This window comes from Spiroplasma endosymbiont of Dactylopius coccus (assembly GCF_977110965.1).
In genome coordinates, this window is the sequence record NZ_OZ373019.1 from 67,295 (window position 1) to 93,048 (window position 25,754).

Annotated in this window: 30 protein-coding genes and 2 pseudogenes; 19 read left to right on the plus strand and 13 right to left on the minus strand. The window is 22.3% G+C overall.

Translation table 4 applies throughout. From position 1 onward, the window contains the following. Positions 1-205 precede the first annotated feature (205 nt). Entirely contained in the window at positions 206-658 is a 453-nt protein-coding gene (locus tag ACXUB0_RS00470) for a hypothetical protein (protein ID WP_458257394.1), read from the minus strand. A 323-nt stretch (positions 659-981) separates the two neighbouring features. Between ACXUB0_RS00470 and ACXUB0_RS00475 the strand changes: the two genes are divergently transcribed. From ACXUB0_RS00475 to ACXUB0_RS00500, 6 genes are all read left to right on the plus strand, one after another. Beyond that, positions 982-2,247 (plus strand): rod shape-determining protein, encoded by a 1,266-nt coding sequence (locus ACXUB0_RS00475; RefSeq protein ID WP_458257395.1) that lies wholly within the window; start codon positions 982-984, stop codon positions 2,245-2,247. Between the two features lie 41 nt (positions 2,248-2,288). After that, a complete protein-coding gene (locus ACXUB0_RS00480; RefSeq protein WP_458257396.1) occupies positions 2,289-2,603 on the plus strand; it encodes an HU family DNA-binding protein in 315 nt (104 codons plus the stop codon). Between the two features lie 28 nt (positions 2,604-2,631). Next, complete coding sequence (locus ACXUB0_RS00485) at positions 2,632-2,796, plus strand: hypothetical protein (protein ID WP_458257397.1); 165 nt, start codon at positions 2,632-2,634, stop codon at positions 2,794-2,796. A 272-nt stretch (positions 2,797-3,068) separates the two neighbouring features. After that, the gene (locus ACXUB0_RS00490) at positions 3,069-4,016 is read left to right on the plus strand and encodes a rolling circle replication-associated protein (RefSeq protein ID WP_458257398.1); all 948 of its coding nucleotides are present in this window, start codon (positions 3,069-3,071) and stop codon (positions 4,014-4,016) included. Between the two features lie 223 nt (positions 4,017-4,239). Further along, positions 4,240-4,515, plus strand: a complete 276-nt coding sequence (locus ACXUB0_RS00495) for a hypothetical protein (RefSeq protein ID WP_281748222.1) — start codon at positions 4,240-4,242, stop codon at positions 4,513-4,515. Between the two features lie 60 nt (positions 4,516-4,575). Then, positions 4,576-4,779, plus strand: coding sequence for a hypothetical protein (locus tag ACXUB0_RS00500; RefSeq protein ID WP_458257399.1), 204 nt, complete (start codon positions 4,576-4,578; stop codon positions 4,777-4,779). Here the strand turns inward: ACXUB0_RS00500 and ACXUB0_RS00505 are convergent. Next, positions 4,767-5,851, minus strand: a protein-coding gene (locus ACXUB0_RS00505) for an IS3 family transposase (RefSeq protein ID WP_458257400.1) whose coding sequence is annotated in 2 segments (ribosomal slippage) — positions 4,767-5,608 and positions 5,608-5,851 — 1,086 coding nt in all. Because the reading frame shifts where the segments join, the coding sequence is not laid out codon by codon here. The genes ACXUB0_RS00500 and ACXUB0_RS00505 overlap by 13 nt on opposite strands. 351 nt (positions 5,852-6,202) lie before the next feature. On the opposite strand from ACXUB0_RS00505, the gene ACXUB0_RS00510 reads away from it, so the two are divergent. Together ACXUB0_RS00510 and ACXUB0_RS00515 are read left to right on the plus strand one after the other, a co-directional pair. After that, on the plus strand, positions 6,203-6,514 hold the full coding sequence (locus tag ACXUB0_RS00510) for a single-stranded DNA-binding protein (RefSeq protein ID WP_338957442.1): 312 nt from the start codon (positions 6,203-6,205) through the stop codon (positions 6,512-6,514). Between the two features lie 172 nt (positions 6,515-6,686). After that, positions 6,687-7,550, plus strand: a complete 864-nt coding sequence (locus ACXUB0_RS00515; RefSeq protein ID WP_252319596.1) for a DegV family protein — start codon at positions 6,687-6,689, stop codon at positions 7,548-7,550. A gap of 342 nt (positions 7,551-7,892) precedes the next feature. Here ACXUB0_RS00515 and ACXUB0_RS00520 read toward each other — a convergent pair whose 3' ends face one another. Continuing rightward, a complete protein-coding gene (locus ACXUB0_RS00520) occupies positions 7,893-8,135 on the minus strand; it encodes a hypothetical protein (protein WP_458257401.1) in 243 nt (80 codons plus the stop codon). A 701-nt stretch (positions 8,136-8,836) separates the two neighbouring features. Between ACXUB0_RS00520 and ACXUB0_RS00525 the strand changes: the two are divergent. From ACXUB0_RS00525 to ACXUB0_RS00565, 9 genes and pseudogenes are all read left to right on the plus strand, one after another. Continuing rightward, positions 8,837-9,954 (plus strand): annotated as a pseudogene (locus ACXUB0_RS00525) (IS3 family transposase). Between the two features lie 50 nt (positions 9,955-10,004). After that, entirely contained in the window at positions 10,005-10,352 is a 348-nt protein-coding gene (locus ACXUB0_RS00530; protein WP_458257402.1) for a SemiSWEET family sugar transporter, read from the plus strand. Between the two features lie 5 nt (positions 10,353-10,357). Further along, positions 10,358-10,726 carry a SemiSWEET family sugar transporter gene (locus ACXUB0_RS00535; protein WP_458257403.1) on the plus strand — a complete coding sequence of 123 codons (369 nt, stop codon included), beginning with the start codon at positions 10,358-10,360 and terminating at the stop codon, positions 10,724-10,726. 154 nt (positions 10,727-10,880) lie between these two features. Continuing rightward, positions 10,881-12,164, plus strand: coding sequence for a methyltransferase domain-containing protein (locus ACXUB0_RS00540; protein ID WP_458257404.1), 1,284 nt, complete (start codon positions 10,881-10,883; stop codon positions 12,162-12,164). 11 nt (positions 12,165-12,175) lie between these two features. Then, a complete protein-coding gene (locus ACXUB0_RS00545) occupies positions 12,176-12,925 on the plus strand; it encodes a protein phosphatase 2C domain-containing protein (RefSeq protein ID WP_458257405.1) in 750 nt (249 codons plus the stop codon). Between the two features lie 84 nt (positions 12,926-13,009). Continuing rightward, positions 13,010-13,981, plus strand: coding sequence for a serine/threonine-protein kinase (locus ACXUB0_RS00550; RefSeq protein ID WP_458257406.1), 972 nt, complete (start codon positions 13,010-13,012; stop codon positions 13,979-13,981). A gap of 12 nt (positions 13,982-13,993) precedes the next feature. After that, entirely contained in the window at positions 13,994-14,875 is an 882-nt protein-coding gene (gene rsgA / locus ACXUB0_RS00555) for a ribosome small subunit-dependent GTPase A (RefSeq protein WP_174481522.1), read from the plus strand. A 13-nt stretch (positions 14,876-14,888) separates the two neighbouring features. Continuing rightward, entirely contained in the window at positions 14,889-15,575 is a 687-nt protein-coding gene (locus ACXUB0_RS00560) for a ribulose-phosphate 3-epimerase (RefSeq protein WP_458257407.1), read from the plus strand. Next, on the plus strand, positions 15,565-16,227 hold the full coding sequence (locus tag ACXUB0_RS00565) for a thiamine diphosphokinase (RefSeq protein WP_338987515.1): 663 nt from the start codon (positions 15,565-15,567) through the stop codon (positions 16,225-16,227). Before ACXUB0_RS00560 ends, ACXUB0_RS00565 begins: the two co-directional genes overlap by 11 nt. Positions 16,228-17,152: 925 nt before the next feature. Here ACXUB0_RS00565 and ACXUB0_RS00570 read toward each other — a convergent pair. Together ACXUB0_RS00570 and ACXUB0_RS00575 are read right to left on the minus strand one after the other, a co-directional pair. Continuing rightward, a complete protein-coding gene (locus tag ACXUB0_RS00570; RefSeq protein WP_458257408.1) occupies positions 17,153-17,464 on the minus strand; it encodes a hypothetical protein in 312 nt (103 codons plus the stop codon). A 697-nt stretch (positions 17,465-18,161) separates the two neighbouring features. After that, positions 18,162-19,283, minus strand: a pseudogene (locus ACXUB0_RS00575) (IS3 family transposase). 302 nt (positions 19,284-19,585) lie between these two features. Between ACXUB0_RS00575 and ACXUB0_RS00580 the strand changes: the two are divergent. Together ACXUB0_RS00580 and ACXUB0_RS00585 are read left to right on the plus strand one after the other, a co-directional pair. Next, positions 19,586-19,801 carry a hypothetical protein gene (locus ACXUB0_RS00580; protein ID WP_174480618.1) on the plus strand — a complete coding sequence of 72 codons (216 nt, stop codon included), beginning with the start codon at positions 19,586-19,588 and terminating at the stop codon, positions 19,799-19,801. 54 nt (positions 19,802-19,855) lie between these two features. Beyond that, positions 19,856-20,626: a cysteine peptidase family C39 domain-containing protein gene (locus tag ACXUB0_RS00585; RefSeq protein ID WP_458257409.1), complete on the plus strand. Its 771-nt coding sequence runs from the start codon at positions 19,856-19,858 to the stop codon at positions 20,624-20,626. A gap of 68 nt (positions 20,627-20,694) precedes the next feature. Here ACXUB0_RS00585 and ACXUB0_RS00590 read toward each other — a convergent pair whose 3' ends face one another. From ACXUB0_RS00590 to ACXUB0_RS00625, 8 genes are all read right to left on the minus strand, one after another. After that, on the minus strand, positions 20,695-20,868 hold the full coding sequence (locus ACXUB0_RS00590; RefSeq protein WP_458257410.1) for a hypothetical protein: 174 nt from the start codon (positions 20,866-20,868) through the stop codon (positions 20,695-20,697). Between the two features lie 195 nt (positions 20,869-21,063). Next, on the minus strand, positions 21,064-21,684 hold the full coding sequence (locus tag ACXUB0_RS00595) for a hypothetical protein (protein WP_458257411.1): 621 nt from the start codon (positions 21,682-21,684) through the stop codon (positions 21,064-21,066). 1,433 nt (positions 21,685-23,117) lie between these two features. Beyond that, positions 23,118-23,711 carry a hypothetical protein gene (locus ACXUB0_RS00600; RefSeq protein ID WP_458257412.1) on the minus strand — a complete coding sequence of 198 codons (594 nt, stop codon included), beginning with the start codon at positions 23,709-23,711 and terminating at the stop codon, positions 23,118-23,120. Between the two features lie 16 nt (positions 23,712-23,727). Continuing rightward, positions 23,728-23,856 carry a hypothetical protein gene (locus ACXUB0_RS00605; protein WP_338987885.1) on the minus strand — a complete coding sequence of 43 codons (129 nt, stop codon included), beginning with the start codon at positions 23,854-23,856 and terminating at the stop codon, positions 23,728-23,730. Between the two features lie 489 nt (positions 23,857-24,345). Continuing rightward, positions 24,346-24,531: a hypothetical protein gene (locus ACXUB0_RS00610; protein WP_458257413.1), complete on the minus strand. Its 186-nt coding sequence runs from the start codon at positions 24,529-24,531 to the stop codon at positions 24,346-24,348. A gap of 1 nt (position 24,532) precedes the next feature. Continuing rightward, positions 24,533-24,721: a hypothetical protein gene (locus ACXUB0_RS00615; RefSeq protein ID WP_174481134.1), complete on the minus strand. Its 189-nt coding sequence runs from the start codon at positions 24,719-24,721 to the stop codon at positions 24,533-24,535. A 34-nt stretch (positions 24,722-24,755) separates the two neighbouring features. Further along, the gene (locus ACXUB0_RS00620) at positions 24,756-24,914 is read right to left on the minus strand and encodes a hypothetical protein (protein WP_458257360.1); all 159 of its coding nucleotides are present in this window, start codon (positions 24,912-24,914) and stop codon (positions 24,756-24,758) included. Between the two features lie 15 nt (positions 24,915-24,929). Then, the gene (locus ACXUB0_RS00625) at positions 24,930-25,754 is read right to left on the minus strand and encodes a hypothetical protein (protein WP_458257414.1); all 825 of its coding nucleotides are present in this window, start codon (positions 25,752-25,754) and stop codon (positions 24,930-24,932) included.

A 25,754-nucleotide genomic window follows, 5' to 3' on the forward strand; every position in this document is an offset into this window, starting at 1 on the left:
AATTAATATCATAAATGTTATTTTATAGTTGAAAAATAAATTTTTAATCGATAAGTTGTCAAATGATAAAATCTTTTTAACAAAAAAATGACAAAGAAAATAAAATGTTAATTAACTGTCAGGTTAGAAATAATTATTCCCTTTTTTATTTTAATTATGTTTAAAAGATTCCAAACAGGTTCTAAGATAAATTTAGAAACATAATTTAATGAATGTAGTAATTACTGATTATTTCACAATTTGCAATAGCATCTCAAAAATTATTATTTTTTATTTTTCTTTTTAAACCAATAATTAAGAATGTTAATGACAAAATTATAGACACAAAAATTGGAACTACAATTGTAGAAAAAATAACTGCAATTTTTAACCATAATAAAGGATAATTATAATAATTATCAATAATATAACAACTTCCAAAATTTTTAAAAGAAATATTATTATTGGTTAATATGTAATATCAACTATATTTACTTCATAAAGTAAAACCATTATATTCAAATGTTAAAGTTTCTGAATTTTTAAATAAATAATTATTTTTAACAGTTACTACTTCTTTTCCATGAAATAAACTAAGTAATAATAGTCCAATAATCATAATTAAAATAGTTAAAATAAATAACAATACAGTTATTAACTGTAATTTTTTAAGTTTCATTTTTAAAATCTCCTTAATTTTACTTTACAAGTTTAGCATTTAACAAACTTAATTATAAGTATTTTAGTTGCAATAAATTTAAAAAAATTATATTATTTAAATACAATTTCATAAAAATCCAAATTATTTCTTGTCTAAATTTATAATAAGACGATATAAATTAATTTATTCCGGATTTTTGACAATCTCCCAAATAAATTTTTAAATCATGTAAAATTATAATAAGAAAAAATAGGATTTAAAATATTGGATGGGTTACACTTTATTGGACACTAATTACGTAGACAAGTGAACAAATTAGTTAAAAGAAAAGGAGAATAAAAATGTTTAAAAAAATAAAAGAAATTAAGAAAAGTAATAAGCTTAAATCTATAAATGATTATCAGTGATTAGCTTTAGATATTGGGACTGAAAATTTTAAAGCTAGATATATTAATACTGGTCTTAGGTATGATGCACCAACATATTTAGCTGAAGATTATGAAAAGAATATAATTATTTATGGTGAAGAAGCAAAAGCATTGATGGATAAAACTAATGAAAATGTTATTATTAAACGTCCAGTTCGTGGCGGTAATATTGCTGATCCCGATGCTTTACAGCGTATTCTTGTTAAAATTTTTCAAGATTTCAGACTTGAAATTACAAATATAAAACAAAAAGATAATAATTCGATAAAAAATTTTAAAGCACTAGAAAAAATAGATAAAAAACGTGACTTGATTGTATTAATGGCTACACCAAGTGAAATCAATACAATACAAAGAGAAGCTTTAGAAAATATTGTTCATCAATTAGGAGCACTGCGTGGATTTGTACAAGAAGAAGTTAAAATGGCAGCGCTAGGTTCGGGACAAGATATTTTTGGAACAGCAATTATGTGTATTGATATTGGTGGAGGAAGTACTGATATTGCTGTAATTAATAATGATTCAATTTTATATTCATATACAACACATTGTGCTGGAGATTTTTTAACACAAAAAATTCAAGAATACATTGCTAAAAAACATGCTATAAAAATTGGAACAAAAGAAGCTGAAGATGTTCTCAAAAACATTGGTTCACTTATGAAATATCAAAATGAAAAACCGTATACTATTTCGGGTATTTCATTACCTAGATTGGAATCTCAACCCGGAGAAACAATGTCAATTTCTAAAACTATTGAAATTACACCCGAAGAAATTCGTGAAAGTGTTATGCAAGTTCAATTTAGAGAACATGTTATTCCTGCAATTAGAACAGTGTTAAGAACTGTCGGAGACAAAGCTTCTGGAAGTGTTAGTGACTTAAAGAAAAAAGGTAAGGGAATCACAATTTGTGGTGGTGGAGCTTATATTAAAAAAATAGATGAATTTATTAAAGAAGAATTATCTAAAGAATACTTCATTGAAGTTAAATCTAATAAATCTGGTATAAAACCAGTTCGTCAAAAATATGAAGGAGATATCTTTGAAGTACGTATTGCTCAAAATCCTTTAGAAAATGTTATTGATGGTTGTGTAAAATATCGTGATACAATTTATAAACAAATAATAGCTGAACAAAATCCTAACCGTGAGATTCTTAAAAAAGAAGAAGAATAAGATAAAAATAATTAAAAATTAAAATTTTTGGAGGGATAGTTATGAATAAAAAAGAATTAGTAAAAGCAATAAGTAATGAAATTAATTTGAATCAAAAAGATATTGAAAACTGTGTTGATAAACTTTCAGAAATAATTATTGCTAAAAATTCAATTGGTGAATTTGTTGATATTTCAAATCTTGGAAAATTCATGATTGTTAAAAAGAATGCAAGAACTGTTAGAAATCCTAAAACTGGTCAGACTTTACAAATGAATGAACATTACTCACCGAAATTTCAACCAAAATCTATCTATAAACAAACTATTAAATCAGCAGTTATTCAAAAAGAAATAGGAGTAAAAACAAATGTTTAATAAGTTAAAAGAAAATTAAAAACAGAAAATGAATAAAATAGAATTAGGTTTATATATTGATAATTTTGTAAAATTAAATCAAAAGAAAAACACAAGGCCAAACATAGGAAAATTTGAACAAAATTCATTTTTCGTTATACAAAATTGTTTTAAAGAAAATAAAAACAAACCAGTTGCAAAATCAGAATTTTAAAATAAAAACGAAACTGAACATAAATAATTAAATAAAGGTCATATATGACCTTTATTTAATGAATGATGAAAATATATTTTTATATATATAAATAGTAATATTTGTAATACTTTATGCTAATTAGTTGATTTATATAGTTTTTATTATAAAATAATACTTGATTAAGTATCGTTTTTGTTTATGTTTGCTTTTATAATTTTTTATGTTAAGATTTGTTTGTTATTAAAATATATAAAATTAGTTTTTAAAACTAGAATTATGGAGTTTTATATATGGATATTCAGCAAGATTTTTATGTTAAAAAGATTTTTTATGCTTGTTATGTTAAAAATGTAGTTTTACCTATTTCTTTTTTAAATAATATTGGAAATAAAAAAGGTAAATGTTATGTTGGTAATAAACAGAAATTAAGAAATAATACTTTTCGTACTAAAACTAATTTGATACAAAAAGCATTACATAATTTTTATGATAGTAAAATGTTAAGTTTTGTTACTTTAACTTATAAAGATAATATGCAAGATATTAAAAAAGCAAAAAAAGATATTCGTTTATTTTTTCTTAAATTAAAGAGATGATGAAATGACCCTAAACGTTTTGAACATTTAGGAGAATTAAAATATTTTTATGTTTATGAATATCAGTCACGTGGTGCTATTCATTTTCATATAATTTTTAATAGAAAGATACACAAAAGTATGTTAGCAGAATGATGAACTCATGGTTTTAATGATTTAAAGGTAGTTAAAAAAGGTACAAATGAATTTGTTATTAAATATTTAGGAAAATATGTTACAAAAGCAATAGATGATGTTAAATCTATAAATCAAACAGATGTAGGCATAAAAGCATATTCTTTTAGTCGTAATTGTAAAAATCCTATTGTAGTTCGTGGTATTAAAAAAATTACAATTCAAGATATAATTAAAGCAAGTTTTAATGCAACAAATGTATTTTATTTTAAAACTCAAAAAGATAGTAATGGTGATACTGTTATGATTGGTGGGATTATTGAAAGTACTGTTGTTAATGATTATTTTAAAGAGTATGAAGATTATGAACGATATGTATATTTAAGTGCTTTATCGTATAAAGAATATTTACGGACTAGTGAAATCGGTTATTTAATTCAAAGAGATAAAGATGTTTTGACTTGGACAGAGAAAGTTTTTGGGAATAAAGTTGAAAAAATAGATTTTAAGAAAAAAGTTTTACATTAGAAAAAAACCTTAATTTTTCTATAATTTTACTTGTATATATATATATATATATATATAATGGTTAATGAATACTAGTAATTACCGTAATTCTTACTAGTGTTCGTTTTTTTTATTGTATTTTTATTTTTTATGTTATAATATTTTTGTAAGTATAGGTTTACCCTACTATGCTTAACTTATTAAATTTTTAATTTAATGAATTACGGAGGTTAAGTATTTTTTTATGTTTAAAGTACAGTTAGTTAATATTGAAAAAGGGCGTATTATTCCCGATAAAAATAATAAAGGTCAAACATTGAAGTTTGATGTTTTGAAGTTTGTAGAAATAAATAAACAAACAAGTGTGCCAACTGGTCAAACACGTGATAAATGATATAATCCAGAATTTGCTAGTGATTTTAATAATTGTTTATCTACTGTTGATTTAAAAGTTGGTAATTTTTATTCACTTGAACTTGATTTAAGCGGTAATATTAAAAAACTTTCTAATTGAAAATAGTTATTTATTAAAAGGGTAATTTTAAATAATTATTAATATGTTAGGAGTTAAGTTTAAATTATGGCTAAAAATGATAATTGTTCATGTGAACAAGCATTTCATTTAGCAATTTATATATGTAAACTTTGTGACCAAGTTGTTTGTCCCAAAAGAGTTTTACAAAACTTATATACTAAAAATTATTATTGTCCAAATTGTATATTAGATATTGCTTTAAATAAAGCAATGAGACAACAAGAAAGTAAGTTAAATTATGAGACGTAGTTTAAAGTGCTGTGGATTCTTATGTTGTTGTATCAATTGATATAATCAAATAATTCTAATTTTAATTGGATTAATGATGTAAAATTTTTATTATTAATAAATTTAGTTTTGAAAGTTTTAAAAGTTGCTTCAGCAACAGCATTATCATAAGGACAACCTTTTTTGCTTAAAGATCGAGTAATATTGAATGCTAATAAAAGATTATTAATAATTTTATTGTTAAATTCATTACCTCGATCACTATGAAATATTTGGATATCTTTTAAACAGCGATTTGATTGCATAAATGCTTGATATACTAGTAATGCATCTTTTTTAACTCCAACACTATGTCCAATAATTTCTCGGTTAAATAGGTCTATTAATAGGCAAATATAGTTTCATTTACCATTAACTTGAACGTAAGTTAAATCACTAACAATAACTTCATTTTTAACCCTATTATTAAAGTTTCTATTAACAAGATTGGTTATTTGACTATTATTGACTTTATTATGATGATTTTTGAATGATAATTTAGTGTATTTTGATATTAAATTATGCTTATTCATAATTTCTTTAATTTTTCTGCGTGATAAATAAATTTCTTGGTTTTCTAAAATTTTTTTTAATCTTCTAGTACCATAAACTTCTTTATTTTCTTTAAAAGCACTAATAACAGCTTCATCATACATATTATTTTTGATTTTATTTTCTTTTTTCTTTAAGTTAAAATAATATGTTGATTTAGATATTTTCAAAAAACGACACATTGTGCGAATTTTATATTTAACTTTATTTTTAGCAATAATTTCTACTTTCTGCCTATTATTAGTGCTGCTTGCTTTAAAATATCATTTTCCATTCTTAATTGTTTTAATTCTTTTCTTAATTTAATTAATTCATTTTCTTCAACAGAACGATTATCTTTAGTTTTAAAACTACCTGAATTAGTAAATTGCTTAATTCAATTATAAGTAGCTGCTCTTGTAACATTGTACTCTTTAGCAAGACAAGACACTGACTTACCGCTTTGATATAAAGCTACTATTTGTTTTTTAAATTCATCTGAATATGAGTTAATATTGGCCATAATTATACTTCCTTTCTTTTCACTAATTTGTTGACTTGTCTACGTAATTAGTGTCCAATAAAGTGTAACCCATCCACTTCCTTTCTTTTCACTAATTTGTTCACTTGTCTACGTAATTAGTGTCCAATAAAGTGTAACCCATCCAAAAACTATATTAACACAATTATATTTTACAAAAAGAGCAGTTGACAATGTTCTTTTTGTGTTAATTAATAAATTATTTTATTTAGTCTTATTTTAATATTTAAGTTTGTTGAATTAATTTATTTTTTCTTTTATTCATAAATAAAATAATTTGATATTTTATTTATGAACTAAATTTATAATTATCAAATAAGAGGGGGTGTTAAAATGATAAATAATGTTGTATTAGTAGGTAAATTAATGAATGAACCAGAAATAATACCAACCAGAGAACAAATTCCAACAAAATGAACCAAGTTTATAATGGCTGTTGAAAGACCTTTTAAAAATCGTCAAAATCAATTTGAAATTGATTTTATCACTATTAAAACTTGAATAGCTAATACAGAGGAATTAAAAACACTATTAAAAAAGAATGCAATTATTGGTATTAAAGGTAGAATTCAAACATTTGCTAATAAAGCTAATGATTTTTACTATACAGAAATTATTGCTGATCGTATTATTTATTTAACTTAAAAGTAATTAAAAAATGGTCTTAATTACTCAATAATTAAGACCATTTTTATTTTTACTACTAATAAGTTTATAGTCACTTTATATTTTTTTCAAATTAAAACGATATATAGTAAAATAAATTTGTTATAATTTTACTATAATTTATTAGTATAAAAGGTTAGGAGCAAACAAAATGAAAATTGGAATTGTAAGTGATTCAGCTACTGGTTTTACCGTTGAAGATATGAAAAAATATCCTGAAATAATAATTATTCCTTTAAATATTATTGAAGGAGAAAATGCTTATGATGATAATAACATTGATATTGATAGCGAAACAATTCGTAAAAAGATGATTGATGAACACTGTATTTTAAAAACTAGTCAAACTAGTCGTGGTAAACTTGAACAATATTGAGATAATGCTTTAAGTAAATATGATCAAATTTTATTTTTACCAATTGCTAATAATGCTTCAGGACAATATGCAAGTTCACAAGTTTTACAAAAAGAAGAAAAATATAAAAATAAAGTTCATATTTTAGAAACAGGTGCTGCTTCAATACCTTTAAAATTTATGGTTTTAATTGCTTTTACTCTTGTTAAAAATGGAAAAAAAATTCCTGAAATTTTAGGAATTTTAAATAAATTTCGTAAGACTTATGAATCTTATATTGCTCCTAATGATTTAAAATTTTTGGCTCGTGGTGGTAGATTACCAATGAGTAAAGCAAGAATTGGTAATTTTTTACGTTTTAAACCAATTTTAAGATGTAAAGAAACAATTGATAATATTGGTAGAGTTAGAACCTTAAGTAAAGCTATGGAAGAAATGTTAGATATTATTACTAAAATTAAAGACGTTACTAAAGAAACAATATATATTATTGATGGTTGATGTAGAAAAGATATTATTGATGAAGCAATTAAAAAAGTAAAAAATAGAGGATTTACCAAATATAAAGTTGAACCATTATGTAATATTTTAAAAACACATACTGGTAATAATACTATTGGTTTTTCAGTAGTACCTAATCAATGAGTAAAAGAAGTCTAATAAAAAAGTAGTTTTATAAAAAATGATTAAGTATTCTGTTTTTTAGAAAATATATAAAAAATTTTAAATCTAAAAAAGAATGTTAGTAAAGGTTAATTTAGTTTACTAACATTCAGATTTTTTCAACTTATAAATAATAAAATATTAAATATTATGATTTAAATTCTTATTAATAATTAAAGTTTTAAACTAAAGAAATAATTGAAAAAATTTAATAAAATAAATATTTATAAATCAAAGTAATGGTTTTTTAATTTATTGAGTTTTAACTATAAAATTAAAAAATATTTTTATTAAGTATCCTTAACCATTTCATAGTATAACTATTTTATTTTTTTAATTTTAATAGCCATTTTCATTTAGTGGTATTTTAAATCAAAAACCTTCATAACAAACAACATTTCCAAAATTATTTTTATATTTTTGATAAGAACGATAAATATTATTATAGGCTTGATAATAGCGTTTTTTATTAGTTTTATCAATGTGGTAAATTTTTAATATTGCTTCTTCCATAGTGTCATAAACACCTAAACAGTTATCTTCTTTATCATATCTCGCATAAATAAAATTATTTTTTTTCATTTTTAACTCCAATACTTTTTTATATATTCCCATAATTTAAGATTTACTTACAACATAGATTATATTTATAATATTTAGGATTTTAAAAAAATATGAAATGGTGTAAGAACATTAAATTAGTTTGTAAATTTATAAAAAATAAAATGATAAGTTAAATTTATGACAATATTAAAAATATTGTTAATAATATAAATTGATAACAAATTATTTTTTTATAGAATATAGTTTTAATTGAAAAATTATTATTTATTGTTTATTTTTGAATTCTAAGTAAATCTTAATTTAAGTCTATAATTGAAAAAATGAATATACAATAAAAAATTCACTTTTTTATAAAAAGGCGAATTTATTTCATAATTTTATATTTATTGTAAAATTAAAATTAAAATTTTATTTAATTTTTAACTAATATTTTTTAAATTTATTATTTTATTTTAAATAAATTTTTACTATTTTAGTGGTTTTTTATTTTTTTATTATAAATTATTTTTCATTTTTTTAGATTTATTTGAAAAAATATTAACTAAACACTTTCTATTTTAAATGATTAAAAGTAAAATAATGTTGTTTTTAATAAAACAAGAAATAAGTATATTAGTAGTTTTAAAAAAACTACTAAGATATTTGGATGGGTTACACTTTATTGGACACTAATTACGTAGACAAGTGAACAAATTAGTGAAAAGAAAGGAAGTATAATTATGGCCAATATTAACTCATATTCAGATGAATTTAAAAAACAAATAGTAGCTTTATATCAAAGCGGTAAGTCAGTGTCTTGTCTTGCTAAAGAGTACAATGTTACAAGAGCAGCTACTTATAATTGAATTAAGCAATTTACTAATTCAGGTAGTTTTAAAACTAAAGATAATCGTTCTGTTGAAGAAAATGAATTAATTAAATTAAGAAAAGAATTAAAACAATTAAGAATGGAAAATGATATTTTAAAGCAAGCAGCACTAATAATAGGCAGAAAGTAGAAATTATTGCTAAAAATAAAGTTAAATATAAAATTCGCACAATGTGTCGTTTTTTGAAAATATCTAAATCAACATATTATTTTAACTTAAAGAAAAAAGAAAATAAAATCAAAAATAATATGTATGATGAAGCTGTTATTAGTGCTTTTAAAGAAAATAAAGAAGTTTATGGTACTAGAAGATTAAAAAAAATTTTAGAAAACCAAGAAATTTATTTATCACGCAGAAAAATTAAAGAAATTATGAATAAGCATAATTTAATATCAAAATACACTAAATTATCATTCAAAAATCATCATAATAAAGTCAATAATAGTCAAATAACCAATCTTGTTAAAGAAACTTTAATAATAGGGTTAAAAATGAAGTTATTGTTAGTGATTTAACTTACGTTCAAGTTAATGGTAAATGAAACTATATTTGCCTATTAATAGACCTATTTAACCGAGAAATTATTGGACATAGTGTTGGTTAAAAAAGATGCATTACTAGTATATCAAGCATTTATGCAATCAAATCGCTGTTTAAAAGATATCCAAATATTTCATAGTGATCGAGGTAATGAATTTAACAATAAAATTATTAATAATCTTTTATTAGCATTCAATATTACTCGATCTTTAAGCAAAAAAGGTTGTCCTTATGATAATGCTGTTGCTGAAGCAACTTTTAAAACTTTCAAAACAGAATTTATTAATGATAAAAATTTTACATCATTAATCCAATTAAAATTAGAATTATTTGATTATATCAATTGATACAACAACATAAGAATCCACAGCACTTTAAACTACTTAACTCCTATCAAATATCAAGAACAAGTGTCTACCAAAAAATAGTCCTAAAAAGTGTTGCCATTCCAATTTTTAAAATTTAATGGAGGATGAAAATGCAAACTTTTATTGGAATTATAGGTTATTTAGCCGGAATATTGTCTATTATAACATTTATTCCACAAGCAATAAAAACAATAAAAACTAAGGAAACTAAACATATAATCTTATCAACTTATATTATTTATAATATTGCTAATCTTTTTTTCTTGATATTTGGAATACTTTCAGTAACATTACCAGTAATGTGACCAGAAGGTGCTGATACTCTTGAAATTGCAATTTGAGGTTCTACCTTAATAATACCGTCTACAGTAACAATGACTGCAACTAATTGTATTATTTATGTTAAAGTAAAAAATATGAAAACGTTGGGCGAAAATGCTAAAACTTTGGAGGAATAAAAATAATGGCAAATACTGAATGATGAATTACTACTATAATAGGGATTATTGGAGCACTTATTGCTGTTATAGCATTTTGTCCACAGTCTTTAAAAACAATAAAAACTAAAAAAACAGATGGTATTTCTTTACTTACATTTATTCTTTATACAACAGCTAACAGTTTATGAGTATTATGGGGCATTATTCATTTATCATATCATGGTGGATCTGAATCAACAATTTTAATGAAAGATTTAGTTATAATTTGTGCTAATACACCTTGTGCAATATGATCAGGAATTATTCTTGGTATTAAAATTAATAATATGTATAAATATGATGAAGATTGTAAAAAATGAAAAGGTAAAGTAAATATAAAGAGTGACTTTTAATAGTTTATTTTTTATTAAAAATAATAATTTATTACTAAAAATGCATTGTAATGATGCATTTTTTAATATTTATAGTAGTAAAATACTTATCAAAATTAAAAATATAATTTAAGTTATAATATATGTATAATTAAAAATTCTGTGGGGTTAAATAATGATAATTCAAAATGATGTTTATAAAATTCTAGTACAAGTAATCCTAGAAAAAGGTCATTGTAATGTTTTATTAGCACAAATGATGCGAGATAAAAATCTAACATTATCAGAAAAAGAAGCAATTGAAAAGATAGTACTAGGAACCTTAAAAAATCAAATTTATTTAGATTATATATTAAATCAAATATGAAATGTTTTGAAATCAGTAATTACTATTCCTTTTCACATAACTATTTTATTATGAATAGTTTTATATGAAATCTATTTTTTAGAAATTACTAATAAAGAAATCTTCATTGAAAATACTTTAAAAAAAGTAAGCACCATTGATAATAAACTAACATTTATTATTTCTAAAGTATTAGATTTATGTTTTACTGAATTTAGATCAGAATTTAACTTACAAAAAGAAAGTAAACAAAATATTAAATTAATTAAATATAGTTATCCTAGTTGATTATACTCTTTAATAAAATCACAATTTAGTATTAATATTGCAAATCAATTGATAAAAGATAACTTAAGAATGCCATTAATTAGTTTTAGAGTTAATACATTAAAAACTACTGTTAATAAAGTGTTAAACAATGAAAATTATAAATCTTTTAACTTTTGTTTAAGCGAGATAGTATCTGATGGTATTATTAGTTCAAAGTCAATTTTTAACACAAAATTATATAAAAATGGTGAAATTATTAAACAAGATCAAGCAAGTATGCTAGTTAGTCATATTTTAGATCCACAACCATATGATGAAGTATTAGATATGTGTGCAGGAATTGCTAGTAAAACAGCCCATATGGCAGCTTTAATGTCTAATCACGGTAAGATAGTTGCTTGTGATATAAATGAAGAACGATTAAAAATTGGTGCTACTTATTTGAAAAAATTAGGCGTAACAAATACTGAACTTAAATATGGTGATTCTACAATATTAGATTTTAATAATAAATTTGACAAAATTTTAATTGATGCTCCTAGTACTGCTTGAGGTTTAATTAAAAGAAAACCAGAAGTTAAACTTATCAATTGAAGTAAAGAAGAAATTAATCAGTTAATTACTGTTCAAGCAAAATTATTAAATAAGGCTTATCAACTTTTAAAACCTGAAGCGATAGTTGTGTATGTTACTTGTACTTTCAATATTAAAGAAAATCAAAATCAAATTGAGAATTTTGTTAAAAATCACCCAGATATGACAATCATTGCAGAAAAACAATTTTTTGGTTTTAATAACAATACTGATGGATTTTATATTTGTAAATTAAAAAAAGGAATATAGGGGGACAGTTTATGAAAATAAATGCTAGTTATAAAACAGATGTTGGTAATTATCGTACAAATAATCAAGATGCCGTTTTATATTTAACAAATAACACTGGACAAGTTATTGGTGTTGTTTGTGATGGATTGGGTGGTCATAAATGTGGTGAAGTGGCCAGTAATATGGCTGTTAGTATGTTAAAAAAATTTTTTCAAACAACAGATTTTACTAAATTAAAACATGATAAACAAATTCATGCATGATTACAAGAAAAGATAGAAATTATTCAAATTGAAATGAATAATTTTAGTTTAAGTAATGAACAAGCGCTTGATATGGGAACAACTATGGTAATAATTTTAATTACTAATAACAAAGCTTATTTAGTAAATATTGGTGATTCACATATTTATCAATATAGTGAACAAGGATTAAAACAGTTAACAGTTGACCATAATATTTTAAATTTATATTTACAAAAAAATACAACTAAAGAATCAAGTGTTGATTTAAATCACACTTATTGAAAGGCATTGACTAGTGCTCTTGGTCCACGTAAGCCATTAAAAACCGATATTTTTCATTTACCATTAATAATTCCATCATATTTTCTTTTAACTAGTGATGGTGTTCATGATTTTTTAGAAGAATATGAAATAGTTAATATTTTAGAAAAAAATGGAAATATTAATAATAAAGTTAAATTATTAATTAAGCAAGCATTACTTAATGTTTCAACTGATAATGTTACTGCATTATTAATGGAAATAAAATTTTAGTCTTTTGATATTTTTGTGTAAAATATAAATTATAAATAAGTTAGTAATTTTTAAAAAATAAATTTAAAAGTAATGGTGAAACTAATGGAAATAAATAAATTATTGAATAATCGTTATCATATTTTAAAAATTATTGGTTCGGGTGGTATGGCTAAAGTTTATGAAGCACAAGATAAATATTTAAATCGGCAAGTTGCTTTAAAAGTAATTAATCCAATTTCACCGCTAGATGACTTAATAAAAGAACGATTTTTGCAAGAAATTAGAGCAGTATCTAGAGTTAGACATCCCAATGTTATTTTGGTATATGATGTTTTTATTGATAAGAAAGATTGATGCTTAGTTTTTGAATTATTAGAAGGTAAAACATTAAAAGAATATTTAAGTAATTATTCGGTTTTATCAGTTAATGAAGTTATAGTTATTATGAAAGAAATCTTAAAAGGGGTTAATGCGTGTCATTCAGTCAATATTATTCATCGTGATTTAAAACCTGAAAATATTATTTTAACTAGTAGTGGAGCAATTAAAGTTTTAGACTTTGGTATTGCTGTTATTGATGATTATGAAGTTAAAAAACACGCTAATCAAGTTGTAGGAACAATGAAATATATTGCTCCAGAAGTAGTAAGATTTCAAAAACCAACAATTCAAAGTGATATTTATGCTTTGGGTATTATATTATATGAATTATTAGTTGGTAAACCACCTTTTTTTCATAAAAATCCACAAATATTAGCCGCTAAACATATTAAAGAACCAATGCCATTAATTCATGAAATTAATAAGAATATTCCACAAAGTTTAGAAAATATTATTTTGAAGGCAACTGCTAAGAATATTAATGATCGCTATCGGACAATTAGTGAATTGAGTAATGATTTAGATTGTTGTTTAAAAACGGAAAATAAAAATAATATGTTATTTAAGAAAAATTACTTAAATTTACAAAAATTAAAAAAACCATTTTATTTAAAAAAAGAATTTTTATTATTTTTAATTTTAATTATATTATTACTTATTGGTGTTATTATAAGCATATTAATTTTATATTAATTGGAGGACACTATGAATTTTAAACAAGGAATAGTTATTGGAGTTGCAAATAACTTTGTTGAAGTAAGAATTGAAAATCAAATTTTTTCTTGTTTAATCAAAGGAAATTTAAAATTTCAAACAGCAAAAATTTTAGTTGGTGATTATGTTAAAGTTAATTTTAAAGATGATAAAAATCCTTTGGTTGAATCAATTTTACCTCGATTTAATGAACTATATCGACCAAGCATTGCTAATGTTGATCAAGTATTAATTGTTAGTTCTCTTGTTAATCCTTTTCTTAGTAGTTTTCTATTAAATAAATTATTAACTATTTTTAATTATTATCATTTAAAAATAATTTTAATATTTACAAAAATTGATTTGGTAACTAAAGATAATGAAGTTTGAACAAAAGTTAAAGCATATCAGAATTTAAATTTACCAACAATTTTTATTTCAAATGTTAAAAAAAATGGTATTGAAGATTTAAAAAAAGTTTTTACAAACAAGTTATCAATATTAACAGGTACTTCAGGAGTGGGAAAGAGTTCAACTTTAAATAGTTTGGATAATAATTTAAAATTATGAACACAGGATATTTCTACAAGTTTAAATCGTGGTAAACATACCACAACTAAAACTCGCCTTTATTTTTTACATGATGGTATTATTGCAGATACACCTGGTTTTTCGGTCTTTCAGTTACAAGGTCTAAGTAGTATTGATATTGCTACTAATTTTCCTAGTTTTACTAATATTTGACAAAATTGTAAGTTTCGTACTTGCTTACATCAGCAAGAACCAGAATGTGCAATTAAAAAAGCAGTTGCAAATAAAATAATTTCTAGTTTTTTTTATGAAGATTATTGTAAAATTTTAATAGAATTCAATAAAATTAATAATTTAAAATAAAGGATGGTAATATATGAAAAAAGAAGTAACAATTGCCGCTAGCATTTTAACTGCTAACTTTCTATCTTTAAAAGATGATTTATTAAATTTACAAAATGCAGGAATTAATTGAATTCATTTTGATGTTATGGATCATCATTTTGTTGAAAATTTAAGTTTTGGTGCAAAAATATTAAGTGATGTATGTAAATTTAGTTCTAATATCAATATTGATTGTCATATGATGGTAAAGATAACAACATCAAAAGTATGTGATTATTTAAAACCATTTATAATTTTACCGCAAGTTAAAAATATTACTTTGCATTATGAAGCATTAACAGAAGAACAATTAAAAGAATTTCTGCAGTGAAAAAACCCTGGTTTTAAAAAAGGAATTGCCATTAATCCTGATACACCAATTTCAAAAATTTATGATTATTTGAAAGATCTTGATACAATTTTAATTATGAGTGTGCAACCAGGTGCGGGTGGACAACGTTTTTTAGATTTAACTATTAATAAAATTAAAATGTTAGTAAAACATATCCATAATAATTTTCCAAATATTACAATTGCTGTTGATGGTGGCATTAATAATTTAACAGCAAATGATTGTATTGCTGCTGGTGCTAATTACCTAGTAGCGGGTAGTTATTTATTAAATAGTGATAATTCAGTAAAAAAACAAGTTGCGATGTTAACAAATTATGAAAAATAGTGATATTAAACAATTAGTAATTGTTTGTCGTGATTATAATTTAAATTGAGAACAATTTATTAATCCAATTTTTATTGGTGTTGAAACTGGTGTTTTATCATTATTAAAATATAAAAAACCAATTAAGTTTATTTGTGGTGATAATGATACCATTAATAAACAACAGTTAAAGATTTTAAATGATCAAAGTAAAATACATAATTTTGAAATTATTACTTTTAATAAAGAAAAAGATTTTATTGATAGTGAACTTGCGATAGTTACTGCAATTTCCAAAAAAATTAATTTTCAACAAATAGTGATAGTAAGTGATGGAATACGTTGGGATATGTTACTTGCTAGTATTAATATATTAAAAAAATATGAATGTTTTAACCCAATTTTATTAGGTGAAAATAATTATTGTTTTTTACTAAAAGCAAAATCAGAATATATTTTTTACAATTGACAATTAACATATAAATATATTTCTTTTTTTAGTTTAGACAATGAAGAAGTAATTTATAACTTTAGTGGTTGTAAGTTTTATCCAAATCAAGATATTACTGTTACTAATAATAGTACGCAAACTATTAGTAATGAATTTAACAAAGAAGAAAGACCAAAACTAATTATTAAAAAAGGAAAATGTTTAGTTTTTTTACATAAATAATTTTTAAAATTTAGAAAAACTAATTATTATTTTATGACAAAAGTATATTAATAAAAATGGGAGATTGTCAAAAATCCGGAATAAATTAATTTATATCGTCTTATTATAAATTTAGACAAGAAATAATTTGGATTTTTATGAAATTGTATTTAAATAATATAATTTTTTAAATTTATTGCAACTAAAATACTTATAATTAAGTTTGTTAAATGCTAAACTTGTAAAGTAAAATTAAGGAGATTTTAAAAATGAAACTTAAAAAATTACAGTTAATAACTGTATTGTTATTTATTTTAACTATTTTAATTATGATTATTGGACTATTATTACTTAGAACCTGTTTGGAATCTTTTAAACATAATTAAACTAAAAAAGGGAATAATTATTTCTAACCTGACAGTTAATTAACATTTTATTTTCTTTGTCATTTTTTTGTTAAAAAGATTTTATCATTTGACAACTTATCGATTAAAAATTTATTTTTCAACTATAAAATAACATTTATGATATTAATTTAATCAAAAATAAGTTAAAAAAGATCCTAAACAGGTTCTTAGTTTATTTCATGGAAAAGAAGTAGTAACTGTTAAAAATAATTATTTATTTAAAAATTCAGAAACTTTAACATTTGAATATAATGGTTTTACTTTATGAAGTAAATATAGTTGATATTACATATTAACCAATAATAATATTTCTTTTAAAAATTTTGGAAGTTGTTATATTATTGATAATTATTATAATTATCCTTTATTATGGTTAAAAATTGCAGTTATTTTTTCTACAATTGTAGTTCCAATTTTTGTGTCTATAATTTTGTCATTAACATTCTTAATTATTGGTTTAAAAAGAAAAATAAAAAATAATAATTTTTGAGATGCTATTGCAAATTGTGAAATAATCAGTAATTACTACATTCATTAAATTATGTTTCTAAATTTATCTTATTACATTTAAAAATAACCATTTTAATGTAAATACTAATATTATATGTTCTATTACCAAGCATTTCTTTTAAAATATGTCAAATATTACCTTCTGTAAAACAACCTTTATTCCAAGAAGCGCCTTGATTTTCAATACCTTGTTTATTATTTTTAAAATATTGTTTTTTTAATTTTTTATGATTATCTAATTGGTTATATAAGTAATCAATTAATTGTTCATATTGACCATTATTAATTAAATTTTTACAGTGATTATATTCTTTTAAATATTTTCCTTTATTGCCAGCCATTATTCCAAGATATAATGTTCTAATTAAATGAAATTTATCTAAAACAAATTGTGCACCTAAATAATCAGCAATTTCTTTAATTCATCCTGCACTATCACCACAAATAATATTTTTTGCTTTTGCAATATTTTCATAAAATTTTTGACAATGTTCTTTAAGAACCTGTTTGGAATCTTTTAAACATAATTAAACTAAAAAAGGGAATAATTATTTCTAACCTGACAGTTAATTAACATTTTATTTTCTTTGTCATTTTTTTGTTAAAAAGATTTTATCATTTGACAACTTATCGATTAAAAATTTATTTTTCAACTATAAAATAACATTTATGATATTAATTTAATCAAAAATAAGTTAAAAAGATCCTAAACAGGTTCTAACAAATTCAGCAGTTTTTTTAACTCCAATTGGTGTTCTTGTTTTTCTTATAATGGCTTTTACTCTTTTATTTTGTACTTTATGATTAATATTATCTGTATATGTTACTATTAATCGGATAGAATGTTTTGTACCTTTACGTTTAAAGTCTCAAAACTTGCGGTGTCCATCATCAATTGCTACAAAAATAGGTTGATTTTTTTCTAATTTTACTTTTACTGGGTTTGCTTCAAATATTTCTAAATTTTTAAAAACTCTATGAACACTACTAACACTAATACCTGCTTTTTTACAAATGGAATGGCAACACTTTTTAGGACTATTTTTTGGTAGACACTTGTTCTTGATATTTGATAGGAGTTAAGTAGTTTAAAGTGCTGTGGATTCTTATGTTGTTGTATCAATTGATATAATCAAATAATTCTAATTTTAATTGGATTAATGATGTAAAATTTTTATCATTAATAAATTCAGTTTTGAAAGTTTTAAAAGTTGCTTCAGCAACAGCATTATCATAAGGACAACCTTTTTTGCTTAAAGATCGAGTAATATTGAATGCTAATAAAAGATTATTAATAATTTTATTGTTAAATTCATTACCTCGATCACTATGAAATATTTGGATACCTTTTAAACAGCGATTTGATTGCATAAATGCTTGATATACTAGTAATGCATCTTTTTTAACTCCAACACTATGTCCAATAATTTCGCGGTTAAATAGGTCTATTAATAGGCAAATATAGTTTCATTTACCATTAACTTGAACGTAAGTTAAATCACTAACAATAACTTCGTTTTTAACCCTATTATTAAAGTTTCTATTAACAAGATTGGTTATTTGACTATTATTGACTTTATTATGATGATTTTTGAATGATAATTTAGTGTATTTTGATATTAAATTATGCTTATTCATAATTTCTTTAATTTTTCTTCTTGATAAATAAATTTCTTGGTTTTCTAAAATTTTTTTTAATCTTCTAGTACCATAAACTTCTTTATTTTCTTTAAAAGCACTAATAACAGCTTCATCATACATATTATTTTTGATTTTATTTTCTTTTTTCTTTAAGTTAAAATAATATGTTGATTTAGATATTTTCAAAAAACGACACATTGTGCGAATTTTATATTTAACTTTATTTTTAGCAATAATTTCTACTTTCTGCCTATTATTAGTGCTGCTTGCTTTAAAATATCATTTTCCATTCTTAATTGTTTTAATTCTTTTCTTAATTTAATTAATTCATTTTCTTCAACAGAACGATTATCTTTAGTTTTAAAACTACCTGAATTAGTAAATTGCTTAATTCAATTACTAAGTAGCTGCTCTTGTAACATTGTACTCTTTAGCAAGACAAGACACTGACTTACCGCTTTGATATAAAGCTACTATTTGTTTTTTAAATTCATCTGAATATGAGTTAATATTGGCCATAATTATACTTCCTTTCTTTTCACTAATTTGTTCACTTGTCTACGTAATTAGTGTCCAATAAAGTGTAACCCATCCAAATTATTTCGTAAATTTGACAACCGCCCTAAAAACATAAACATTTAAAATATGATAAAATCATTAAGTATTATTAAATAATAGTTAGTAAGTGTGAAATTTTAAAAGATAATCTTACTTTTAATTTTTTTTAAAATAAAAAGTTTAATATTGTATAAAAATATTGATAATTTTTTAATTTACTAATATAATTGTTAAAGTAAAATAAAAAATAGGAGCTGACATGAATGCATTCAGTGAAAAAATCACCATCATCAGACAACAAAGAAAACGAAGAACGAACAAGTAGTGAACAAGAGTTTCAACGTCTTTTAAAAGGATTTAGTAAAAAGGCCCAAGAAACTAAAAGAGCAGAAAAAAGACATAAACATTTTCTTTCTGCGCGTGATGAAAAACGCGAAAAACAAAGCGCTGCTGCTAAAAAGAAAAAACATCGTAAGTAATAAAAAGGAAAAAATGGTAATCACTGTTAATTATTATTGGCGGTGATTTTTTATATGAAATATCCTTTTGTTCAACAAGAAACAGAAAATGATTGTGGTTTGGCATGTCTTGCTATGATATATAGGTTTTATTTTAAGAAGAAGTTATTAATTAATGACATAAAAAAAGATATATTTTTAACAAAATTGGGAATTAATCTTTTAGAATTAAAACAATTGGCTAGTAATTATAATTTATTATTAAAAGCTTATAATATTAATTTTGATAAATTAAAATCACTAATAATTGTTAAACCATTAATTATTCAAATATATAATGCTAATGTCGGATTTCATTTTATAGTTATTTACAAAAAGAAAAAAAATAAATGACTGGTGGCAAATCCAGAAGATATTGAACTTAGTTGAAAAAATATTGAAGATTTTACAAAAATTTTTACGAATGTTGTTATTTCAACTAATATAATAAATAAATTTTTTATTAGTAATAAAAAAAAGATGAATAAAATTAAAAATTTTTCACCATTTTTGATTCCAAATTATTTATATTATTCATTAATTATTATAATTAATAATTTATTTTTAGTTACTACCTTTTTTATAGCACAAGTATTTTATAAGCATTTTATTAATCAAATTATTTTAAATAATAGTTTACAGTTAGCAATGATTTTATTATTAAGTTTCTTTTTTATTAATTTAATGAAAATTTTAATTGAATATATTTTAAATAAAATATGTCAAAAATTTTATTTTTATTTCAATAACTTTTTAGTTGTCAATATCGAGTGAAAATTTCCCAAAATAATTTATCAAAAAATGTAAAAAATTTTGGCAAGTTAAAAATAAACATAAATATAATTAAGAGGTTGTAATTACAACCTCTTAATTTTTTACATTTTTTGTGATTTACTACTAGATTTTGTTTTAGCTTGTTCTTGCTGTTTTTTTATAGCATCTTCTTTTGCTCATCTTTCCTTAGTTTCTTTCATATCATTAATTTCCCATTTTTTAACTTCTTTCAAATCTGTTGAACCATCAGAATTTTCCTTTCATTTATTTGGCATAATTTGTTTTTCCTCTCTTTGTTTATTATTTTTAAATACTTTTTTCTATTATCTTTAAAATATTTAACAAAACAAGTATATATTTTTAAAACTAAAAATGTGTAAAAAATAATAAAAAATCACTATTTTTAAAAATAGTGATTAAAACTTTATTAATTAATTGAATAATATAAATTTGTTAAATCATTGATTGATTTATGTTAATAAACATTTTACTTTATTTCAAGTATTAGCTGAAATTGGAATATTATTAATACTTTTTGCATTAAATTTTTCTTGAGTTTGATTAGACAATTTTCTATTTTTAAGTATATTAATATTCTGTTCAAAACTTGCTTTGATTTTATCAAAAGGTATTTGTTTTTGACAACTTAAATAGTTTTTTAAAACTCTACTATTGGTATTATGAAAATTTATTTCGTTTAAATCATTTATATCTATTTTTTTATCTTTCTTTGAATTTATTCATTTTTTTATTTTTTGAAGTAATGGTTTAATCACATAATCTTTTGATAATGAAATACTTGTAACAAGTAAAATAGCTAAACCAATACACAACACTATAGGGACATTTGTTCCAATTAATGATAATATTCATATTGATATCGGTGTTCATCACTCAAAGGCTAGAAGTAAAGTACCTTTACCTGCTATAAGTCCAAGAAATCCTGAAATAACACCAAAAATATAGGTTTCAGTAATAAATATAAATGGTCGTAAAATTCATTTTTTTATGTATGAAATATATTTATTTTCATTAATTGTTTTACTATTTAATATTTTATCCGGTTTTTCTTTTTTATTTTTAAAGAGCAAAATAGATTTTTTTCTAATAAAAACCTTACTATCATTTTTATCTTTAATTGTTTGAACTGCTTGTAAATATTCTTGTTTATTAGAAAAAAATCTAAATTGTTCAATTATTTTTTGTTCAATATTATTTTCTTTATTATCAATATATACTGCTTTTTCTCAAATTTCACCATTTTCACAATAAATTCTTGTTATAAGGCAAGTACCATTTACATCTTTTACTTTATTTAAAAAATATTCATAAATTACTTCTTTATTAACTTCTGTTTTATATACAAAACCATTTTCATTTTTTATTTTTTTAGAGTTTATTCGCTGTATTTCTGCTTGAGTTTTTTGTATTTGATGTAAGAACCTGTTTGGAATCTTTTAAACATAATTAAACTAAAAAAGGGAATAATTATTTCTAACCTGACAGTTAATTAACATTTTATTTTCTTTGTCATTTTTTTGTTAAAAAGATTTTATCATTTGACAACTTATCGATTAAAAATTTATTTTTCAACTATAAAATAACATTTATGATATTAATTTAATCAAAAATAAGTTAAAAAAGATCCTAAACAGGTTCTAACGGTGGATTTCTTAATTTATCATCATTTTTTTCAAATCAAAAACTATTAATATTTTCTATCAACGTAGATTTCATTTTAATGTCTCTTTTTGACAATAAAACCCATTTACTTTTAAATTAAAGTAATGGGTTAAAACTTATATATTGGATAACAACTACATGTTATCAAATTTTGTGTATTTTACAATTAGTTAAGTTTTAACCAAAATTGAGTTATGCAAGAAGTCTATTTACAAAATCAATTAAAATTGTATAATTAAAATGTTTCTGAAAAAGAAATCATAATTTAACCCAAATTTATAAAAAATATTCTAGTCTCCTTGTTGTTGTCATTTTAGAAGATTTTTTATTATTGAAATATATTTAAAATCAATTTTAAGAGGACGGTTGTCAAAGTTACGAAATAATTTATTATCATATTAGTAACTTATTTCCAAAATTACCATTTAAAAATGATGATAGACAAATTAAATTTTCTTTTACCCTTAAATTTAAATTTATATTCGACGTATTTTAAAAAATATAGATTTTATAAGATAAAATAAAAATTATTCTCAAAGGAAAAAGACAAGAAATAATCTTGTCTTTTTTTGTAATTGTAAAATTTTAAAATTTTTATTATTAACACTCTTTAAATATCTACTACACGCAGTGACCAAGTAGGAGAAAGTTAATAATTAATAACCCTCTTTAACGCTATTATCAACACGTGTTAGGGAACTAAAAAAGTGAACTACAACACAGTTGTTAAAAATAGTAGTTAGAGCATGTGGACTTGCATGAATAAATAAAAAGTGGAGTGATACCTAATAAAATATATTAACCAGTAATGGTAATTCTTGGGGTGGGAGCGAATTGGAAACTAGTATATATAGACCTGTTGTAGATCTGCCAAATAAACTATACTATCATAAAGAGAATTAGTAATAAAGAATCTACAATTTGCAATATTTCTATATTGAAATAATGTATTTCATGCCCCCAACATTGCTTCTACATATTTAATTGCTTGTGCTTTTGGTTCTGTTGATTTTTCAATCATAAATTTAATTGCATATTTTGCAATTACATTAGTATTGTTATTAGCTAAATAATCTGCTAAATCATTAGCAACTTCATATTGCATACTTTGTAATAAATTTTGACCATTTTCTGCTAATAAATCTTTTGCTGCAATTGTTTCGCCAGCAACGGCTTCTTCTGTAATTTCTTTAATAATTTTATCTGTATCAGCATATCCAACATCTATTCTTTTACTTTTATCATTTCATTGAAGAACTTTAACTTTTGGGTCTTTTGGTTTTTTAACTATAAATTCAATTCTTGTTGAATTAACCATTTCGATAGGAAAAAAAATTGCCCACGGACTATTTGATTGTTTAAAAAATTCTATAAATTCTGGTGCTTCTACTAATTTTTCGGTATTATCTAAATTTTGTTTGAATGGTACTGCCATTTTTTATTTTCCTTCCTTATAATTTATTTTTATTTTTATAATCCAATAATGTACTTTTTATTGAATTTGGTTGATTTGTTATTATTGTTTGTGGTTTGCCACCTGTATTAATTGTTTCTTTAAATACTGGTTGTTCTTTAATCATTTTTTTAATAGTTTCTTCAATTTTTGAATTTTCTATATTACTTGTTTTAAATTTTAAATAATCATAAAATTCAGTTTTAACTTGATATTTTTTAAATATATTAATAATTTCTTTTTCTTTAATTTCTTGATTAAGTTTATTTAACTTATTTTCTGCTTCATTAACTTTATTTTCTATTTCTTGTGAAGAAGCATTATTTTCAGTTAAAGGTTCAGTTGTTTGTTGAACATTATTTTCATTTTCTAAGAACCTGTTTAGGATCTTTTTTAACTTATTTTTGATTAAATTAATATCATAAATGTTATTTTATAGTTGAAAAATAAATTTTTAATCGATAAGTTGTCAAATGATAAAATCTTTTTAACAAAAAAATGACAAAGAAAATAAAATGTTAATTAACTGTCAGGTTAGAAATAATTATTCCCTTTTTTAGTTTAATTATGTTTAAAAGATTCCAAACAGGTTCTAACATTTAACATTCTCCTAATCTTATCCCAATAATCAATCTTTAACTAATTGTGGCATTTCACTTATTAGTTTTTTATAATCATTAACAGCATTTTCTAATATATCAATATCAGAAAATTTAAAACAATTTCCTATATCTAAATCAAAATCTCTATCAATTTTGATATTATTTTTTCTATATTTTTCATTAAATTCAATTTTTGTCATATTATTTTTCTCCTTTATTAATTTTTTCATTTAATTTTGCTAATTTTTTTTGATGTTTTATAATTTTGTTATTTGCTCTAACATGTTTTGGAGTTGTAATAAATCTTTTTAATAAAACAATAATTTCTCTGCAAATTAATGTTCCAACACTTGTTCCAATAATTATTAATTCATGTAAAAATTCTTTCATCTCAATATTTTCCTTTCAATTATTTATTTTTTAATTATTCATCAAATTGACCACCATTAATTCTTTCAATCATTGATTGTGAATTACTTATAATTTTTACTAATACAGATATTTCTTTATTTAATTGTTCCATTCTTTCTTTATATGATTGTATTTCTTGATTATAATATTCAATTATTTTTTCTTTATTCATTGCTTTTCACCCCCTTTATAAACTCATGTGATTGTAATCTCAATTTAATGAAGCATTATCAGTATTTAATGGTACTTCGCTCATATTATCACTACCGTATTGACTGGTTGTTTCACTATTAATTGAAAATCTATTATCATTAATTAATCTTGTAGTTTCATTATTAAATGTTGTTTCTTGCATTTTTTCAACATGATGATTTGTTTCCATAGGTAATAAATTATGAATAATTTCAGATGCCCCAGCAATAATGGTAGGTACTGCATAAGCATTATTAAAATTATTATTTATACCCATAGCAACACCAGTACTAATCAAACATCCACCAGTTGCCATATTACAAATTTTTCTTATTGTTTCAAATTTATTAGGTATTAACTCAGTTAATCCACTAATAAGATTTGAAATACCATAAGCATTTAAACTAATATATGTATCTCAATCAATTAATGACTGATTATCTTGTTTATCTAATAATAATCATGGTGGACCCTCAGTTGTAGTTGTAGTAGTTATTGGAGTTGGTGTTGTTGGAATAATAGGATTAATATTATTTTCTGTTCATTTACTATAATTTGCTAAACCGATTGTTCCTAAACCTAGTAATATTTTTTTAGAACTATTAATTAATTTTGTTTTAGTATTTGGTCTTTGATTTAAATTTCAAATATCTAAACCTAATTTTTTACCAAATAATAAACTATTAATTGAACCTAATACTGGATTTGAAATTACTTGACCATAATAAGCACTTGTACCAATCATTGCACAAATAGGACTTATACCGGTTCTAATTAATTTGGTTAAAGTATAATTTGATTGTGTATTTTCGTTTGGCAT